13 protein-coding genes are annotated in these 18758 nt (G+C 58.3%); 3 read left to right on the forward strand and 10 right to left on the reverse strand.

Annotated features, from left to right (window positions below):
* Window positions 1-5: 5 nt before the first annotated feature.
* From JUF21_RS02830 to JUF21_RS02845, 4 genes are read right to left on the reverse strand one after another with little or no spacing between them, the layout of a single operon-like run.
* Entirely contained in the window at window positions 6-494 is a 489-nt protein-coding gene (locus JUF21_RS02830; RefSeq protein ID WP_239061422.1) for a DUF5590 domain-containing protein, read from the reverse strand.
* The gene (locus JUF21_RS02835) at window positions 484-3273 is read right to left on the reverse strand and encodes a helicase C-terminal domain-containing protein (protein ID WP_203662991.1); all 2790 of its coding nucleotides are present in this window, start codon (window positions 3271-3273) and stop codon (window positions 484-486) included. The genes JUF21_RS02830 and JUF21_RS02835 overlap by 11 nt, the downstream gene beginning before the upstream one ends.
* A gap of 30 nt (window positions 3274-3303) precedes the next feature.
* The gene (gene addA, locus JUF21_RS02840) at window positions 3304-7161 is read right to left on the reverse strand and encodes a helicase-exonuclease AddAB subunit AddA (protein ID WP_203662993.1); all 3858 of its coding nucleotides are present in this window, start codon (window positions 7159-7161) and stop codon (window positions 3304-3306) included.
* The gene (locus JUF21_RS02845; RefSeq protein WP_203662995.1) at window positions 7154-10834 is read right to left on the reverse strand and encodes a PD-(D/E)XK nuclease family protein; all 3681 of its coding nucleotides are present in this window, start codon (window positions 10832-10834) and stop codon (window positions 7154-7156) included. Before JUF21_RS02845 ends, addA begins: the two co-directional genes overlap by 8 nt.
* 105 nt (window positions 10835-10939) lie before the next feature.
* Between JUF21_RS02845 and mvk the strand changes: the two genes are divergently transcribed.
* Genes mvk through fni form a run of 3 tightly spaced genes read left to right on the forward strand, consistent with a single transcriptional unit; the run spans window position 10940 to window position 13877 of the window.
* Window positions 10940-11887 carry a mevalonate kinase gene (gene mvk / locus JUF21_RS02850; protein ID WP_203663004.1) on the forward strand — a complete coding sequence of 316 codons (948 nt, stop codon included), beginning with the start codon at window positions 10940-10942 and terminating at the stop codon, window positions 11885-11887.
* Window positions 11884-12846: a diphosphomevalonate decarboxylase gene (mvaD, locus tag JUF21_RS02855; RefSeq protein ID WP_203623322.1), complete on the forward strand. Its 963-nt coding sequence runs from the start codon at window positions 11884-11886 to the stop codon at window positions 12844-12846. Before mvk ends, mvaD begins: the two co-directional genes overlap by 4 nt.
* Window positions 12843-13877, forward strand: coding sequence for a type 2 isopentenyl-diphosphate Delta-isomerase (gene fni / locus JUF21_RS02860; protein ID WP_203623323.1), 1035 nt, complete (start codon window positions 12843-12845; stop codon window positions 13875-13877). The genes mvaD and fni overlap by 4 nt, the downstream gene beginning before the upstream one ends.
* Window positions 13878-14023: 146 nt before the next feature.
* Here fni and JUF21_RS02865 read toward each other — a convergent pair whose 3' ends face one another.
* From JUF21_RS02865 to JUF21_RS02890, 6 genes are read right to left on the reverse strand one after another with little or no spacing between them, the layout of a single operon-like run.
* Window positions 14024-15349 (reverse strand): RsmB/NOP family class I SAM-dependent RNA methyltransferase, encoded by a 1326-nt coding sequence (locus tag JUF21_RS02865; protein ID WP_203623324.1) that lies wholly within the window; start codon window positions 15347-15349, stop codon window positions 14024-14026.
* Complete coding sequence (locus JUF21_RS02870) at window positions 15336-16307, reverse strand: ABC transporter permease (protein WP_203663006.1); 972 nt, start codon at window positions 16305-16307, stop codon at window positions 15336-15338. Before JUF21_RS02870 ends, JUF21_RS02865 begins: the two co-directional genes overlap by 14 nt.
* Before the next feature lie 15 nt (window positions 16308-16322).
* Complete coding sequence (locus JUF21_RS02875; RefSeq protein WP_203623326.1) at window positions 16323-17063, reverse strand: SAM-dependent methyltransferase; 741 nt, start codon at window positions 17061-17063, stop codon at window positions 16323-16325.
* Window positions 17064-17118: 55 nt separating this feature from the next.
* On the reverse strand, window positions 17119-17466 hold the full coding sequence (locus JUF21_RS02880) for a metal-sulfur cluster assembly factor (RefSeq protein ID WP_056988955.1): 348 nt from the start codon (window positions 17464-17466) through the stop codon (window positions 17119-17121).
* A 12-nt stretch (window positions 17467-17478) separates the two neighbouring features.
* Window positions 17479-17754 (reverse strand): 2-hydroxymuconate tautomerase, encoded by a 276-nt coding sequence (locus JUF21_RS02885; RefSeq protein ID WP_203623327.1) that lies wholly within the window; start codon window positions 17752-17754, stop codon window positions 17479-17481.
* Window positions 17699-18619: a YitT family protein gene (locus tag JUF21_RS02890; RefSeq protein WP_203623328.1), complete on the reverse strand. Its 921-nt coding sequence runs from the start codon at window positions 18617-18619 to the stop codon at window positions 17699-17701. The genes JUF21_RS02885 and JUF21_RS02890 overlap by 56 nt, the downstream gene beginning before the upstream one ends.
* Window positions 18620-18758: the final 139 nt, after the last annotated feature.

Below are 18758 nucleotides of genomic sequence, written 5' to 3' on the forward strand. Positions count from 1 at the left end.
GAGCCTTACAGGTTCCGAATGGACTTCACCTGCGTGCCCGTCTTGAAATCGTATGTCACGTAACCCAGTTTACCAGACTTCGTGATATAGCCAACATCCCAGACGAATTTCTTTGCGCGCCACCGCAGGCCCGCGTTCAGGATCTTGCGCGGCGCAAATTTGGTCTGGGCCTGCCCGATTGCCGCACTGCGACTAATGCCACTGCCCTGAGCGGCGACCCGGACCTTACCAGTTTTCTGGCGAATCAGTACGTAAACCGGCTGGTTCTGGCTGGTCGTACCCTGCACCGTGAGATAAGAATCGTCCTCTTTATCCCAGTAAAAGTTGCTGACCTGCTTGACGTTTGCCGTTTTGCGGGCAATGGCAATGGCCTGCCGGCGCACGGAGTAAAGCGGGCTTAACGCGCGTACATACGCGCCGATAATGATGGCTAAAATGACCAGGCCAACGGCAGGCCCCACCAGGTTCCGCCACTGCATTCGATTACTGCGCATGGTGCGCCTCCTTTTTGATGATGGTGTGATCAAGCCACGCATTGGCCAGCGGAATCAAGTCCGCCAGCGGCAAACTCATCGGCTTCAGGTTCGGCAGGCTTTTGGCCATTTGCCGGCCGTAAGCGGTGGTCCCCAGGCGCGGATCCAAGACCACGAACACTCCGCGGTCGCGCTCGGTGCGAATCAGCCGGCCGAAGCTTTGCCGAAACCGCAAGATGGCCCGCGGCAACATGTCGGCCGCAAACGGATCCTCGCCGCGCGCGGCAAGTGCCTGCTCTCGCGCCCTCACGTCGGGGCGATCCGGGTTGTCGAAGGGCAGCCGCGTCAAGATGACCTGCTCCAGCTGCTTGTCCGGATAGTCGACCCCTTCGAAAAAGCTTGCTGCGCCGAGGAGCAGCGTTTGCTCTCCCACCGCAAAGCGCTTGGCGATCCGTGACGCCGTGCCGGTCACGCCTTGCGCAAGTAGTTCCTTGTGCCCGGCAATCGGCATGCGGGCGAGGCGGCGGTACACCTCGTCGATCATTGCCAGCGAGGTGAACAGGACCAGCGTTTGGTGCTGATTGTCAGCCAGCTGCGCAATCGCCCCAGCCAAGTAATCCGCATAGGCGCTGGCAGGCAGGTCGTGAGCGTTCGGGGCATCAGTCGCCAGAAACACCTGGGCCTGCTGCTTGTAATGAAACGGACTGCGCAGGCGCAGGGTTTGCGCCTCTGGGAAATCCTGATAACCCAGCTGACCCGCTAGATAGTCAAACTTGCGGCCGACTGTGAGGGTCGCGCCGACAAAGACAGGCGCGGTGAAGTGCGAGAGTTCTTCTTGAATGATAGCACCCGCGGCAAAGCGCGTCCAAGTCACGGCTAAACTCAGCCGGTCATTTTGATTGGCCAGCGTTAGGCCGACGACCACCTGCGCCTTTGCTAAGCCCTGAAGATCCAGGTGGCTCAGACGATCGGTTTGGCGCTGCAGCGCGCTGAGCAGCCCGGCCAGCCCTTCCAGCAGCGGCGCCGCGCCAAAGTGACTTTGCTGCTGTTGCACCGTCTCGGCAACGCTGGTAACACTTGCCAAAAGCGGGGGCAGCTGCCGCTTCAGCCCGGCCAGTGGCGCGTCTAACTCACCGTTCAGCCAGCTGACCCCTGCCTCGTCAAGGGTTTGGGCCACCCGGCCGCTGGGATGGCTAATTGGCGTGAAGTTGCGGCGGTAGAGTTTATCCTGCAGCTGCTCGATTTGATTCTCAAGGGTCTCAATTTGGGCCCTGGCCTGGCTCAGTTGATAACTCAGCGCCGCCGAGGACTGAACAAGTTGGGAAAGGCCTTCGCCATGCTGCCCTTCGATAAAGGTGAGCAGTTGCCCAAGCCTTCGCCTGAGTTTGCCGAGATCCAGCGTCCGCGAAAACGCCTCTGCCGTCGTATCCGCGAAGTGCTGTGCTTCATCCACCACAAGATAGTCCGAGGTTCCCGGCAGCTCCTGAAAATGCCGCGCCAGATAGGCGTGATTGGTGACGATAATGGCGGCCCGCTGAACTTCATTTTTCAGGCGTACCAGAAAATCGGCGTCGGCGTATGGTCCTGGCATCGCCAGTCGGTTATCGCCGGTCGCCTGAATGCGCGCGAATAAAGGCGCGTGATAATTGGTCAGCTGCAGTTCATCTAAATCGCCGGTCGCGGTTTGCGTCAGCCACACAATGATCTTCATTTGGAGCAGCCGCGTCAGCCGGTTGGCCCGCGGCAGCTGCAGACTGGCGGCAAATTTGGCCAGGTCCAAGTAGTGCCGCGGACTTTTCAAAAGGACTGCGGGCAGCGTCAACCCAGTGAGTTCCCGAACACTCTTCAGCTCCTTGTTAACCAACTGGGTTTGAAGCAGCGTTGTGTGCGTGGTGACCACTAGATGATGCGCGGGGCTGGCCAGATAGGCGTAAGGCAGCAGGTACCCCAAACTTTTCCCGGCCCCAGTCCCCGCCTCGATCATCAGCGGACGCCGTTCGCCCAGCGCATTGGTGTGGATCATGTCCATCATGTGCGCCTGCACCTGCCGGAACCGAAACTGCGGCCGCAGCATGGCCTTTTTGGCCGCGTCATCGGCAGGATAAACCGCCTGGCCCACCTCGGGTTCCAGCCCCTGCGGCTGCCTGATCACTAAGTCGCCCACCTGCTGCATGTCGGCGGTCAAAGGCTGGTCGGGTTTGACTGCGGCCTTTAAGAAGTCGCCAGTGTCGCGCAGTAGGAACGTGCCATGGCGGCTGAGCAGCTTTTGGGTCGGGGTCGGCAGCGCTTGAAAGACCGCCCGCAGCCGCCAAAGGAGTTTGGCCGTGCTGATGGCATCACTATCCGCCCGGTGGGGGTGGTCGTGGGTGATGCCCAAAGCGGCGGTCAGGTCACTCAAGCGGTAGCTGGCCTGCGTGGGCAGCAGCACCTGCGAAAGCTCCACCGTATCGACTGCGGCGTTGGTCAACGGCGGCTGTCCCGCCAAAGTCAGTGCGTTCGACAAAAAGGGATAGTCGAAGTTGACGTTATGCGCGACAATCACGGCATCCCCGATCAAATCGCGGATTGTTCCCGCAACGTCGGCGAAATACGGGGCCGCGGTCAGGTCAGCAGGGTGAATGCCTGTTAGTCGCTGAATGGCTTGCGGCACGGGGCGGTCAGGGTTGATCATCTGCGACATCGTGGAGAGGATGTGCCCGTCTTGCATGACCGCACACCCAAATTGAATGATGCGGTCTGAGTCACGCTCAGTCCCCGTGGTCTCAAGATCAATTACCGCGTACACTGTGTCGCCCGACATCTGCATTCTTCCTTCCGTTACTAACTATTTTTAACGCGTGCGCTTAACGGGCTGCACCTCATGCACATCCCCGATTTCCAGCAGCACCAGGTAGCGGTGCAGCACGGGCTTTTTGGTCATCAGCGTCAGTGCCTCGGCGTAGACCTCAAGCTGGCCCTGATACCGTTCAATGACCTCATGAAGCTTGTTGCCGATGTGGTCCGTCTTGTAATCGAACAAGATGATCCCGTCTGGCTCCTCAATGAACCCGTCGATCACCCCGTGGACCAGGACGTCACCTTCCAGGTTGCTGGTGCTCGGCTGCTCATCTTCCGCCTGCGGAAAATCTGCGGCCGGCCACAGCAGCGAGAAGGCCTGCTCCCGGTGCACCTTGGTGGCCTCAGCGCCGAGCTTTTGGCCAAGCGGCGTCTGGAAAAAGGCCGCAACGCGTTCCAGCCGCATCGCGCTGCGGACTGCCGGCGTGATCAGCTTCTGACTCAAGAGCTGATCGGCCAGCTCTGCCAGTGTCGCTTCGTCATGTGGACCAGTCAGTGGCACCTGCTGCAGCAGCAAGTGCGTCGCGGTCCCGACTGCGGCGCCAGAGGTGGCTTTTGCCTCCCGCAGAAAGGCCGGCTTAGCAAAATCACTGGTAAGGCGGTGGCCCGTTTTGCGCGGCGAGCTGTCCTGGGCGTCGGTGACGTCAGGGTCTTCAAACATCCGCTTCAACTCGGTGACACTTTGAAACCCGGTCGTGGTGGTTGCCCGCTCATTGGCGTAGGCGAAAGCCAGCCACTGCGCAAGGCGCCGGTCAAAGCCCGCCGGCTTCGGCTGCGCCGGCGCCTGGGTGGCCTCATTGTCCTCGCTGTCAAGATGAGGGTCGATTTGGTAATTCAGCTTAATGTCTGCCTTAGCCAGATCCGCCGCCAAGGAATCCTTGACCGCCCCACCGGCTTCAAGCACTCCGGTGCGCGCTAACGCCATGCCAATCCAGTCAAGAAATGATCCCGCGGCAAGGCGCGGCGCAAGTGGCAGCACATCATCCACACCGTCTGCATTAGCCAGCCAGCGTTTTTCCAGCTTCTCCTGCGTGTATAGATTGCCTGATGATTTAGGGGTGCCAACAATGATCAACTGCTGCTCAGCGCGGGTCAATGCGACATACAGCAGCCGCATTTCCTCTGCCCAAAGCTGCTTTTTCTTCTGGTTCTTGGCGATTTGGTACTGTGGCAGCAGATACTCGACGAAGGTTTTGGGATCCCGCCACTTGAGTCCAACTAGTTCGCGCTTGGGCTCCCCTGGCCGGGCGGCCGGGGATTGGCTGAGAATCGCAGCGGCTTTCAGGTCGCTGTCGTTGAACTTTTTTTGACTATCAAGCAGGAAGACAATTGGAAACTGCAGCCCCTTGCTGTTGTGAATCGTCATTAGCGAAACAGCGTTGACATCTGAAGCCAGCGAAATTGGCTGGCTGAGGTCTTTGTCCTGCTTTTGCATGGTTTCAATGAACTGAACGAATGCAAACAGGCCTTTGAAGCCCCCTTTTTCGTATTCAGCCGCCCGTTTCGCCAAGGCTCGCAGGTTGGCCTGGCGCTGCCGCCCGCCGGCTTGGCTGCCGACGAGATCCAAAAAGCCCGTCTCTTCGTAAATATGCCAGATCAAGGCAGAAAGGTCATGAGTGCGCGCAAAGACCCGCAGCTCCTCCAGCAGCTCAGAAAAATCGCATAGTTTGTCGCGCAGGGCGGTTTCCGCTGGGTCAGTCACATCTGTCCGCTGGGCGTAGTTGAAGACTGCCTCATCGTAAGGACCGCTTTCTGCCGCAATGCGAATGCGCGCTAAATCATTGGCGTCCAGGCCCACGATTGGCGAACGCAGCACGGCGGTCAGCGGAATTTCCTGCTTGGGATTATCGATGATCCGCAGCAGACTGAGCATCACCATCATTTCGGTGGTTTTGAAGAAATTCTGCGTCTTGGAAACCACCAAAGGGATCCCGGCCTTGGTAAAGACCTGTTGCAGGGTCAAATTATTGGTGCGACTCCGGGTGAGTAACGTGATGTCGTGATAAGTCACTGGTCTGAGCCGATTTGCGGCATCTGGTGCCGCGTCTTTATCGAATAGCCGGGCCGGACTATTAGGTGCGGTGAGGGCCTTGATTTTGGCCGCGACCATGATCGCCTGGCTAACGCTGAGGTTATTATTGTCCTCTTCTTCGGCTTCTGCGTCATCCGCCAAGTTGCTCGGCGTGGCCGCAGCTTTGACCTCTGGCGTATCTGCGTCTTTCACCTCGATCAACAGTTCAGTTGGGAGATGGAACTCTTTCGTTTGACCGGCTTCCTGATACTGATAGCCGGTATTTTCATGCAGCTTTTCGTCATCGGTGTAGGCAATGTCACCAAGCGCCCGGTCCATGATCTGAGTGAACACTAAGTTGGTGAACGCCAGGACGTTCTTGGTCGAACGAAAATTTTGATTCAACAAGACCAGCTGGCCGTCCGCACTGGATTTTGAATAGTCATGGTAGCGCTTAAGAAATTTCTGCGGATCGGCTAACCGGAACCCGTAAATGCTCTGCTTCATGTCGCCGACCATGAACCGATTGCCGTGAGCCGGTGCCTGCTTGCTGACGGCATCCAGCAGGGCATCTTGCAGTGGATTAATGTCTTGATATTCGTCGACCAAGACCTCATCAAACAGGGCCCGATAGTGGTCGCCGACCGTCAAAGAGGCCTGATTTTCGGCGTCAGCCTGGCCTGAAGCGCCTGCTTGCGGCTGATGGTTAAGAATCGCTAAGGCGTTCTGGGCGATGTCGCCGAAGGTCTGGACGCGGCGCGCTTTCTTCTCGGCCGCCATGGCTGTCAAGTATTCCAGCATTGTCCGCTGCAGCGTTTCGGCGACAGAATAAGCCCCTTTCATTGCGGCCTCAAGATCTGAAGGCGCAATGACAAACCAATCAGCCAGTGCGCTTAGCGTCTCTTTAGCGGTGTCGCGCAGGGTTTGAGCGGACTTGATTGCCGTCCTGAATTCATCGTACTGATGCTCTTTTGCGGTCGGCGTCCGCCATTTGGGATAGGTGATGGCCCGAAATGCCGCATAGGCGGCCCTGTAACTGGGCTTCGTCAGCGTTGACATTTTCCTGACTGCGGTCAAAGTGGGGTTGATTTTTTCCTGCCAGAGCGAAAGCACAGGACTGCCGTTAACCAACTGCCCCGCTTCTTCCAGCAGTGGCAAACTGCGGGTCAGTTCGGGCTTGACTGCCGCCCAGACGTCGGCCATCCAGGACTCTTTCTGCTCGGCGTAGGCCGCCGCGATTTGGCTCAGATACGCCTGCGGATCTTTGGTTGTCATCGCGTACTCGTACAGGTCAAACACAATGTCCTGCAAGCCGTCCTTGGTCGCCTTGGTCGAAAAGTTGGCCTCAAGCGCCGCAAAGTCATCCCGCCAATCGGTGGTCATGATATTCGCTCGCAGATCTTCCCAAACGCGCGTCTTGAACAGCAAGACCTCGGATTCATCTGTCATCATGCGATAACCGGGGTCCATGTCGATCACGTAATAGTAGTGATCCACCACCTGCTTAGAAAATGAGTCGAGGGTCATGATGTTGGCGGCACTAACCTGAGCGACCTCCTTGGCCAGATGTTGCCGCTGCGCTTGGGTTAAATCACCGTCAGTCAGTTGTTCACGCAGCTTGGTTTCGATTTTGAGCTTCATCTCGGCGGTGGCGGCCTTGGTGAACGTCACCACCAGCATTTTGCTCAACGAAGCGTCCGGATCATTCCTGAGACGATTGATGATGCGATCGACGAGGACCTTGGTTTTCCCGGAACCAGCACTGGCGGACACCAACAGATTACTGCCCGTTAATGTGACAGCTTTTTTTTGATCTTCGGTGAGGGTATTTGCGTCACTCATTCTGGTTGTCCTCCTGTTCAGCCTTGAGTCGGGCCAAGATCTCATCCTGTGAAAATGATGGGACATGATTGTATTCGTCGCCACCGGTTGCCGGATCAAACCGCATAATGGCCTGATAATCACTGCGCGTGATGATCGTGGACTCATGCTTGAACTGAAGCGGCGCTAGTTTGATCACGCCGTGCAGAATGTCATTTGCCGCCTGCTTGATCAGCTTTTCATTGTGCTGCAACAGCAGTTGCATGTCCGACAGCTTGTACATTTTCTTCTCGGCCTTTGCGGTTAGGCCGCCGCCCTGCTTCACGGCGATGCCGAAAACAGGAGACTGCCGACCAGTCGCCATTTTCTCGCCTGGCTCAAGCGTCTGATCAAACGCGGAGATGAGATGCTGGTGCTGATCAAAGTCAGCGTCATCCGGAAGTAAAATTAGTCCGTCAAGCCGATAATAGTTCAATCGCGCTTCATTGATTTGCTTCTCGGCCAAGGGCTGATCTGGTGCTTTTGAATCAATCAGCTTCGCATATCTCAGGCTCGGCAGGTCAAGCACAAAATACTGCGCCCCAGCCGGGGTCATCCCCGCAAATTTTCCGTCAGTCTGCCGCACCGCATCGATGTACGTCAGCAGTTGCATCGTTTGCCCGTAGTAAGCATTCAGCATATCAAAGCTGTGGCTGCTTGACTTGTAATCAAGCACCACGAAGTAGCGGCGCTGATCAATCACGGCCTCATCTAGCCGATCAATCCGCCCGGCAACGGTGACACTGCGACCGCCTTCAAGTGGAAATTCCAGCCCTTTGATGGCCTTGTCGCCATGGCCGCGGCCAATATTCAGTTCAAAACCACTCGGCCGAAACGCGGTATTTGCTTGCTGATGGACGATCGCCAGCGCACTGTTGGTCAGCATTGTGCTGATTTGGCCCGCGACAAATTGCCAGTAGCTGTCGGCCTGCAGGATATCGATCCCAAATTTTTGCGCCGTGCCTTGCACCAGTTCATTCACTGTTTGCCAAAGGGTCTTCTGCTTGATGAGGGCGTTCAGATCATACTTCGGATCACTGAGCAGCACTTCCATCACTTTGTGGTAAAGCGTCCCTGAATCCAATGGTGACAGCTCAAATTCAGGCCGCTTGCGCAGCTTCAACCCGTAAACCAAAAAATACTCGAACGGATTGGCGTAGAACCGCTCCAGTTGTGAAATCGAAATACTCATGTGCGGTGAGTAAAGTTGTTCAGCCAGCGCCGGCTGCAGTTCGCCGATTGGGTTTTGCGTGCCGGCATTTTGCGCCAAGCGGTTCGCCAATGCGCCCAAAACCCCAGGAGTCCGCCGCAAGGCTGTCATGATCGTCTCCCAGGCTTCTGGCCGCGCACTATGACTCGACTGCGCCAGTTCAAAGATGCGCATGTAATCCGCCAACATCCCCCGCGGGCTGCTAAAGTCGCTATTCGCATTGAGATCAAGGCTTAACTCTGGCCAAGGCTCAACAGAGACGCCAAAGTACTTGGCCATTTGGGTCAAATAGCTGGAAGCGTGATTCTCTTCGTCGCCGTACTCGGGGTAGCTCAGCGTGAGCTTCTCACTGCCAGCCATCATGGCCAGGTAGTTGAGAAAAGCATCCCCGAGGGCACTTTCCGCCCCCGATTCAGGCAGATAGGCGCCTTCGTCGAGCAGCGGCTGAAGTGCCTCGCGGTCGGCGTCGGTGATGATGGGATGATCAGTCGGGGTGTCCGGCATTACGGTGCTGGTCGCCCCGATCACGAAGACACGCTTAAACTTGGCCAGCCGACTCAGGCCGGTTTCGGACACGGTCACCTCATCCAACGTTGACGGGATTTGAGTGTAACTGGCGCCCGCAAAGCCAGCGTTAAGCAGGTCGGCAAACGATTGCAAGTTAAACTTATTTTCAGCCGCGGCTGCAGCCTCTGGCGCGCCATCACCAAGAATGTTGGCGTAGTCGTCCAGCAGAGTGACCAGTTTCTGCCAGGCCTGCTCACCAGCCGTTGACGCGGTGAGGTCTCCTTCGTCAATGGCGTCTTGCCGCCACTTTCCAAGGACACTGGTGACGCCAACATGTTCCAGCCACTGGTAAAGCACTGTGGCCCCTTCGGCTCCGGTTTGCGCGTTTTCCCAGGCGCTAAACAAAGGCGGCAGGTTAGTCGCCACAAAGTCTCGAATCAGGTTGATCTGAGTGGTTTTTTCAGGATCGGCCACAAACTCGTCGACTTCCTCATGCTTCTCATTCATGGAGTGATCGATATGGTCGATGTACTGCCAATGCTCCTCGCGCAGCCAGGCATCACCATGCTTGCCGGTTTTGAGCAAGAAGTTATCTGTGACATCCAGGGCCTCTCGAAAATCAGCCGCGCTCATGCCAGAGGGGATCAGCAGCTCGGTTTTCAGCAGTTTCATCACGTCCTCGTATTGGTAGTGATACCGCTGAACCGCAAACAGGCTTTGGATCAGTGCAATGAGCGGATGGTTCTCCATTGGCCGCTCCCGGTCAATGAAAACTGGCAGTCCCTGCTCGTTAAATACCGGTTGCAGGTACGGTTCATACGGCGCCAAATGCCGCGCGACAATCAGAAAATCCCGGTAGCGCAGATCAGGGTCCTTGTGTAGTGCCATCACGATTTCTTTGGCCACGGCGCGCAGCTCGACGTAGGGTTCGCTCGCCTTTCTGATTTCAGGCTTGTTTGTCATTGTGGCGATCACGGCGTCAGCGTCAGGGGCGGCTGCCGCGCCTTCATCACCGCCGTATTGGCTGCGCCAGAACGCATCGACCCCAAGTCGCAGATCATTGGTATTTTCAAAGACGCTGCAGTAATGGGTGACGGGGTCCCACGTCCGCCCTGGAATATCATTCACCGACTGACTCAGCTGATAATACAGTTTAGCGGCAGGCAGAAATAACGCCGGGCCCTGCGGCTGAGCCTGCGGTTCTTGATCTAGCGTTAAGGCGACCGTTAAGTCGGCACCGGTGTGCAGCATTGTGTGGACCAGGTGAAATTCACTGGCCGACAGGTTATTAAAGTGGTCGAGGAAAAAGGCGGCGTGATGGAGCCGGTCGGCGTGGTCAACGACCCAGCGCGTCAACTGATCAAGCAATGCTGCGGGCGTGGCGAAGGCCTGCACCTGCTTTTCGTACGCCGCGGCGACGATCTGCAGCTCCTTCAGCTTTTCGGCGTCCTGAAGGTGGGCCTCCCCCCGAGTGACCGCATCCGCGAGCATGTCAGCAGTGACCCGGCCAGTTTGCAGCTCCGCCAGCTGATCGGCAAGTTCGGCAAAAAAACCGGGATTTTGGGCCGACCCGGCAAACAAATTCAGCTGGTGCTTGGTGGCATCATCATTCAGCAGGTCATTGAACACCTTGCTGACCAGCATCGTGTTGCTGGCGCGATCCAGCGCTGGCTTCTGGTAAGCCTCCGTATTTTTCAGGAAGTACCAACCAAGCCGGCTAAACGACAGGACTTGCAGCCGACTGACCGCAAACTGCCCCTGCACCCCGCCATCGCGCTCCCGGAGCCCTTGCAGCAAGCTGACTTCCGCTTCAAACTTCACGTGGTTCGGCACGAGGTAGAAGACCTCTTTGCCGGCTTTCAACGCCTGGTCAACGGCCGCAACCATTTTCTGGCGATGATCAGCCGCCGCTGTGCCCAGATAAAATTGCAACGTCATGTGCGGGCCTCCTGTCCGTTTTTCAACTGCTCTAAGTTTAGCATAAGCGACTAGTCCCGGCAGCGGCGATGGGGTATCATTTATAGGAATAAAAGGAGCGATTTTATGCATCAAGAAAAAGGTGAAAGCCGCGCCAAAATCATCCTGATTGGGGAGCACGCGGTCGTCTATGGCCAGCCTGCCATCGCACTGCCCATCAAGTCGATCAAACTGCAAGTGACCGTGACCCCTACGCAGGATCACCAGCAGAAGATCCGCTCAACTTTCTATCGCGGATTGCTGGCTGACGCCCAGCCCCCGTTCACCGGGCTGACCAAGTTGCTCTCTCGCCTGCTGGTGTTCTTCAGCGCCGAATCGCAGGGCTTCACGCTGACAATTGAAAGCGCCTTGCCGGCCGAGCGCGGCATGGGGTCGTCGGCAGCCTGTGCGATTGCTATCATCCGGGCATTTTACGCGGCGTTTGACACCTCGCTGGACCGGGCCACCCTTTTGAACTGGGCCGCGGTCTCTGAAAAAGCAATTCACGGCAACCCCAGCGGCCTTGATGCCGCCACGACGTCAGCGGACCGGCCGCAGTGGTTTATCCGCGGTGAGGCGCCTAAAGCCATTCACTTCCCTTCCCGCGGTGTGCTGGTGATCGCCGACACTGGCGAGATGGGCCAAACCGGGGCCGCAGTCGGCCACGTCGCCGACCTTTTGCGCCGCAATCATGCGCGGTTTCAGCCGCTGATTGAAAGCATTGGGCTCGCGAGTCGCAAGGCGGCCGTTGCGTTGGCGCAAGATGATCTGGCTGCGCTGGGCAAGCAACTTAATACGGCCCAAGCCGCGCTGAGCCAACTGGGCGTCAGCGCCCCCGCCCTTGACCGGTTGATTCAGGCGGCGGCCGCAGCCGGTGCACTCGGGGCCAAGCTGACCGGCAGCGGTCAGGGCGGCTGCATGATTGCCTTGGCGCAAGACAGCACCAGCGCGGCGACCATCGCGCAGGCGCTGCAGCGAGCTGGCGCCGCAGCCACCTGGCAGTATGACTTTTCCGAAAGCGAGGCGATTTCATGACATCCACCGCACGTGCGCACACCAATATCGCCTTGATCAAATACTGGGGCAAACGCAATGCCAAATTGATCTTGCCGTACACCAGCAGTGTCTCCTTGACGCTGGATGATTTCTACACGGACACCACGGTCGCGTTTGACTCAGATTTGGCCGCGGACACCTTTGTCCTCGACGGCAAGCTGCAGCCGGCGCCCAAGGTCAGTGCCTTTTTGGATCTGGTGCGGGCGCAGGCCAAGCTGAACCAATTTGCCCGGGTCACCTCAGTGAACCATGTGCCCACCGCGGCCGGGCTCGCTAGTTCCGCGTCGGCGTACGCTGCCTTGGCGCTGGCCGCCAGTCGTGACGCCGGGTTGTCGCTGTCTTCACTTGAACTTTCCCGACTAGCCCGGCGCGGTTCAGGGTCAGCATCGCGGTCAATTTTTGGGGGGCTGGCGATTTGGCATCGCGGCGAAGACGACCTCACCTCATTTGCTGAGGCGCTGCCAGAGACCCACTTGCCGCTACGCATGGTGGTGGTGATGGTCGACGCCGGACCCAAACCCGTGTCGTCTAGGCAGCTGATGGCCAACACCGTTGCCACGAGCCCCTACTTTTCGGCCTGGGTCGAAAACAACGAGCAGGCGGCCGGTGAGATGGTGAACGCCCTGGCCGCAGCCGACTTCACTCGCGTCGGTGAGCTGACCGAGCAAAGCAGCGCTCGCATGCACGCGGCGATTTTCGCCAGCGCCCCGGCCTTCACCTATTTTCAGCCCGCGACGCTGCAGGTGTGGCACGCGGTTCAGGCCATGCGCGCCCAAGGCATTCCCGCCTACGCGACGATGGATGCCGGCCCGAACGTCAAAATTTTGACGCTGGCGCCAGCCGTTGAAGCGGTCAAAGCGGCGCTGCCCGAGTTTCAAGACCGGCTGCTGGTGGCCGGCCCCGGTCCCGCGGCCAAAGTATTGGAGGAAGCACGATGAGCCAATCGATTCAGTCACACCGCAAAGATGAACACGTCTTCCTAGCCGAAAAGTTTTTTGCCGCACACGCGACAGCCGGCTTCGATGAGGTGCGCCTGCTTCACGATCCGCTGCCCGAAACCGCTGTTGGCGAAGTTGCCGTCAAACCCGCCCTGTTCGACTGGCAGTGGCCGTTTTTCATTAACGCAATGACTGGCGGCTCTAAGCAAACCGGCCAGTACAATCAGAAGCTCGCCACCATTGCCGCCCACACTGGGCTGGCCATGGCGACAGGGTCGCAGGCGGTCGCGCTGAAAGAACCGGCGTTGGCGGAGACTTTTCACGTGGCGCGGACGGCTGACCCAGACGGGTTTTTGATTGGCAACATCGGTGCGAATAAAACGCCAGCCCAGGCACAAGCAGCGATTGCCATGCTTCACGCCGACGCGCTGGAGATTCATCTGAACGCGGTTCAAGAACTGATCATGCCCGAAGGCGACCGGGACTTTCACTGGCTCGCTAATCTCCAGACGCTGGTCGAAACCAGCCCCGTGCCGGTGATCGTCAAAGAGGTCGGGTTTGGGATGACTAAGGAAGCTCTCGCCAAGTTGGCCGCCGTCAACGTAAAATACGTCGACGTTGGCGGCCGTGGCGGCACCAATTTCGCCCAAATCGAAGGCGTGCGGCGGCAAAGCGACGATTACCAGGACTTGATTGGTTTTGGCCAATCCACCGTTGAGTCGCTGCTGGAAGCCCAAGGCAGCGGATTGACGATCCTCGCGACGGGCGGCGTGCGCAGTCCCCTCGACGTGATCAAGGCCCTGCGGCTGGGCGCCAGTGCCGTGGGGATCAGCGGCCAGGTGCTCCACTGGCTGATCCAGGAAGGCCCGGCAGCCGCAGAGGCGCATATCAAGGCCTGGCAGCAGCAACTGCCCGCCTTGCTGACCCTGCTGGGGGCGGCGGACCTCAACGCCCTGCAGCAGGTGCCGGTGGTCCTTTCCCCGGCCCTGGTCAGCTACGCCCAGCAGCGCCATTTGCCGCTGCCAAAGTGAAGCCTGCCCATCTAAAAGAAAATCAGACCAGCTTGCCTAGTCGCGTTCCATAAAGCAACGCCCAAACGCCCCTGCACCGCGATTTTAAACCAATCGTGGCGCAGGGGCGCTTATGCTTTGGGCTAAAATCGCTTGATGTCTCAGCCTTAGATGCGCAGTCCCTTAGGATACGCGTTTTTAATCGTGCCATTGACCGCCTTGCCAAGGGCAAAGCCGTGGCCTTGGTAGGTCAATAACACCGTTTGCTTTTTGGTCAGCGCCGGGCGACTAAGGGTTTCGCCGTGGCGATACTTGGCAAATTCTTCCTCAGACACCTCGACGACCGACTGAAACGCCTCAGGAGCTAGTGCTGTCGCCAGCGCATGCGCCGGCTCAAACCGGCCCTTCTTGAAGGTGCCCAGCGTCAAACCGGTACGCAGAATGTGTATGCCAACCAGCGCCGGTGTTTGCGGCGGCAGCGTGGCTAGCGTGTCCCGATTCAAGGTTAACGGGGCAGTAAACGGCTGCTTGAACGTCGTCTTCGCGAATTCGTCAAAATCATGCTGCTGTGTTCGATTAAGCTTGGCGGGAGCAACGACCGCGCCGACCTGAACCACGCCGTCACCGGCTTTTTGCAGCTTGGCGACAAAGTGTCCCTCACCAGCCAACTGGTGCGGCCACAGGCGGGCAGTACCCATCAGTGCCGGATCACCATTGGCCCACCCCGGGCGCCCGTTGGCGATGCCGTCAGGCTTAGAGATTGGCACCACGGTCAGGCCCAGATTGGCCGTCGCCCAGGCAATCATCTGCTCGTCCTCTTCAGGGGCGAATGTGCAGGTCGAGTAGATCAAAACGCCACCCGGCCGCAACATTTTCACGGTTTCGGTCAAAATCTCGCGCTGGCGCTCGGCGCAGCTGACCGGGTAATCCGGCGTCCAGTAGGCCATGGCATCTGGATCCTTGCGAAACATACCTTCACCGGAGCACGGTGCGTCAACCAAGATCCGATCAAATGCTTCTGGCAGCCGCGCTGCCAAATGGGCCGGATCACTGTTGGTCACCAGCGTGTTGGTCAGACCGAAGCGCTCCACGTTGCTGGAAAGCACGCGGGCACGCCCGGCGTTGATCTCGTTGGCGACCAGCAGCCCCTCCTGCTGCATGAAACTGCCCAGATGGGTGGTTTTGCCTCCGGGCGCGGCACACAAGTCGAGCACCCGCTCACCAGGGGCGGGTGCGGCGACGGTCCCCACGAACTGCGCGCTGGGTTCTTGACTGTAGACATCACCGGCAATGTGAGCCAGCGAGGTCCCCGCCACCTTGCCGTAGTGCCCCCACTGGCTCCAAGGAACCGCAGGCGCGGCACTTTCAGCCTGGTGCAGCGGATTGACGCGAAAGCCCGAAGCGGCTGGTCGGTCGAAACTGGCCAGAAACGCGTCAGCTTCAGCCCCCAGCAGGCGGCGATATTTTTCCTCAAACCCCTCAGGCAGATTCATGCTTGCGCTCCCTTTTTTTTGAATTGTGCATGATTAAACCATATAGTGCAACCGCCGCCAGCCCCCAGAGGCTTGTGGCGAAGACCACTAGACGCGGCCGGTCACTCACGTAAAACCACCAGTTGGCGGTGAGGGTTCCGGCGGCGGTCAGCAGCGCCCCATAACCGGCCAGCCGGACCCATTGCGTGCGCAGGGCCCGCGTGCGCTGCGGTGCTTTGAGCTCGGCTGGCAGCGTGTTTTTGATAAACCACTGCGCAAGCCAGGCGATCAGCAAGGCACCCAGTACCAGCAGCACGCACCACAGTGCAGTTAAGCCGCTGGTTTGCCACCAGTCGGAAACGCCAAGGTGCTGGCGGTACTGATACTTTGAGGCCTTGCCGCCGAGCAGCTTGGCCAGCTGACTCTTTTGCTTTTGAATATTAGCGCCGTCCGCGTAGATCTTAACGTTGGCCAGGCGTGGTGCCGCTTGGCCGGCGCCACTGGCATTCAGAAAAATGGCCTGGTTAATCCGCTGGCTGCGCGGCGAGGACACGACCCCAAGGACCGGAATGTATTGGCCGTTTTGCTTCAGATACTGCTGGTGGCTACCGGTGGCGAGGCGCGCACTTAAATCATTGCCGACCACGGCGACGGGTAGCGGCGACTGCAGGTCAGCGTCGGAAAACCACTGACCTGAGGCAAGCGGCAACTCGCCGTAGCTGCCTTTCGCGTACAGGAAGACCCGGGCGCCACTGGCGCGAAACTGCACCTGAACATTTGTCAGGTCGCTTTGGGCCAGTTTGGCGGCGGCTTGCGGCAGTGTTAACGGCGATTTAGTCGTGATCTTGACCGCCTGCTCGCTGAGGTTGTAGTGATCCAGCAGTTCCGCGTATTCGGTTTGGTCATGCGTTGACCAGACCCAGCCGGCCCCGAGAATCAACAGGACCCACGCCGCCGCTAAAATGAACAGTCGCTTCAAGGTGCAGCCTCCTTTCTATCGAATCAAGTAAATGCGGTCGTTGATGGCGTCAAACCGGGGAAACGCCCGGTTGAGCGGCAGCAGACGGCGGTCAGGTACGAATTCAGCAAGCTGCCAAAAAAGCCGGCTGTTGGTCGCACCAAAGCGCTCACCGATCACAAACAAGTCGAGCCCGGCAAACCGCGCGCGCAGCAGCTTTAAGAAGGCCGCGTCGCTCCATTCGTGATCCGGGGACCAGGCCATGACCACCGCATCGACCTGATCGCCCCACCGCCACAAAGCCGCACTGGCGCCGGCGCGGTGGACCGGCAGCAGCGGCGTGCGCCCGGTCACGTTTTCCCCTTGCCAGGTCAGACTGTCAGACGCGATCACTTGGTTGCCAGCCTGCCGCAAACCGCAGCTGACATAGCCGTTGCCCGCGGCCACCTCCAGATAACGTCTGGGGCCAAACAGCGCCGTCCACTCGGCAAACAAGGTCTGCTGGACGAAGGCCCACATGCCATAATGATAAGCAATGTACTGACGAAAGTTGCGCAGCAGATGATCCGTGGCGCTCACCGCCGCCAGTGGAACGGCGAAGCGGTATTGTGCCTCGGCCATCGCCTCGCCGCTCAGTCCGAGCCGAGGCAACGGCCGGGCGGGCAGCTGGCGTTTGGCGACCGCCTCACGAAAGGCCGTGATGGCCACCATCTGCGCCTGAATGTCAGGGGTCGGCATACGCTTGGCCAATTGATTAAGTTTCACCCAGTAGTCCAAAGCAGCCTCCCTGCCAATGAAAAAGCCGCTGAATCACCAGCGGCTTCACAATTGCTTAGTGGATTCCCAGCGCCATCTTCGCGTAACGACTCATGCGTTCCGGACCCCACTGCGGGTACCAAACTAAGTGAATGTCGACGGAAGTGATGCCCGGGACGGCAAGCAGCGCCTCATGAATGCTGTCATCCAGCATCGTGGTCAGCGGGCACCCCATGGTCGTGAGGGTCATTTCCACGTCGCAGTGCCCGACATCGTCGAGGTCAACGCCGTAAATCAGCCCTAAGTTGACAATGTCGACGCCGAGCTCAGGGTCGATCACCCCTTCGAGCGCCTTGACGATCGCCTTTTTCATTTTGGCAAAGTATGCGTCTTCCTCAGGCGTGGTGGTTTTCTCATCAGCCATGGTCATGGCCTCCTACTCGTTGGCCTTCAAGGTCCCAGCAACCGCATAATGATCCGGCGTCATCTCGTTAAGCACGATGTGGATGTGCTCAGCGGGGGCGCCAGTGTTCTTGGCAATGGCAGCCGTCACGTCCTGGCACATTTTGGCCAACTGCTCCGGGGTCCGGCCTGCTAACAGATCAATGTGGACTAATGGCATGTGATCACTCCTTAGTGTTTGCTTCTTGCCCAAATTATACCCGAGATTGCGGCGCTTGAACAGGTGCCCGCCGCTTGGCGTCTTGCTCATCCGAAGTGAGAAATTCGCCCACTACATCGACCGTGTTCAAGATATCGATGAAGGCCTGGTGATCAGCGCCCAACGTCGCCTGAGTGAGGTCGTACAGTTCGTAGCGCGTGATCACGATCATCAGGGTCGTGTTCGGCCGGTGCAAAAAGCCGCCGCGGCTGGGAATCACGGTGATGCCGCGGATCAGCCGGGCTGATACCGCCGCCACCACCGCATCCGGATGCTCGGTAACGATCATCGCCGTGATTTTCTGGTTCGACGTGTGAATCATGTCGACCACACGCGTCATGCAGTAAATCGAGATGATCGTGTACAGCGCGCTTTCCCACTGCAGACCAAACCCGGCGATCAGAACAATAATCAAGTTGATGCCGAACATCAGCCAGCCAACCGACTTTCTGGTGGTTTTCGACAGGTACATCGACAGGATATCGAACCCGCCGGTCGAAAACCCGTAGCGCAACGCAATGCCGACCGCCGCGCCGGTCAAAACGCCGCCGAAAATCGAATTCATCAGCGGGTCGTTGGTGAGCGCCTGCACCGGCAGCACAATGGTGAAGCCAGAAATAATCAAAATATTGAGAATACTGAACAAGGTGAAACTGCGTCCCAACTTGCGCCAGCCAAGATAAGCAATCGGCATGTTGATCAGAAGATTGAACCAGCCCGTCAAATCACCGCTTGACACACCCAGGCGATGAAGAAAAATCGAAATCAGCTGGGCCAGTCCGGTCGCGCCGGCCTGAAACACCTGTGCCGGGGTGAGAAAAAAGTTCAAGGCGATTGCCGTTAACAGGCCGCTGACCAGGGCCACGCCGATTTTCGTCAAGGTGTCGTGCTGAACAAACTTCGTGAGTTTTGCCATGCTTCTGCCTACCTGTTCACAATTTATCAACACCCGTGCAAGAAATGGCCTGCCCGAGGCGTTTCATCCCTCCTAGAATACACGGAGAACTGACGAAAATACAGCCCCTACTGCGCGTTTTCGGGTATAATAAGCACAA

Origin of the sequence: Lacticaseibacillus sp. 53-4 (assembly GCF_016861805.1) — a bacterium.
In the GTDB taxonomy this organism is placed as follows: domain Bacteria; phylum Bacillota; class Bacilli; order Lactobacillales; family Lactobacillaceae; genus Lacticaseibacillus.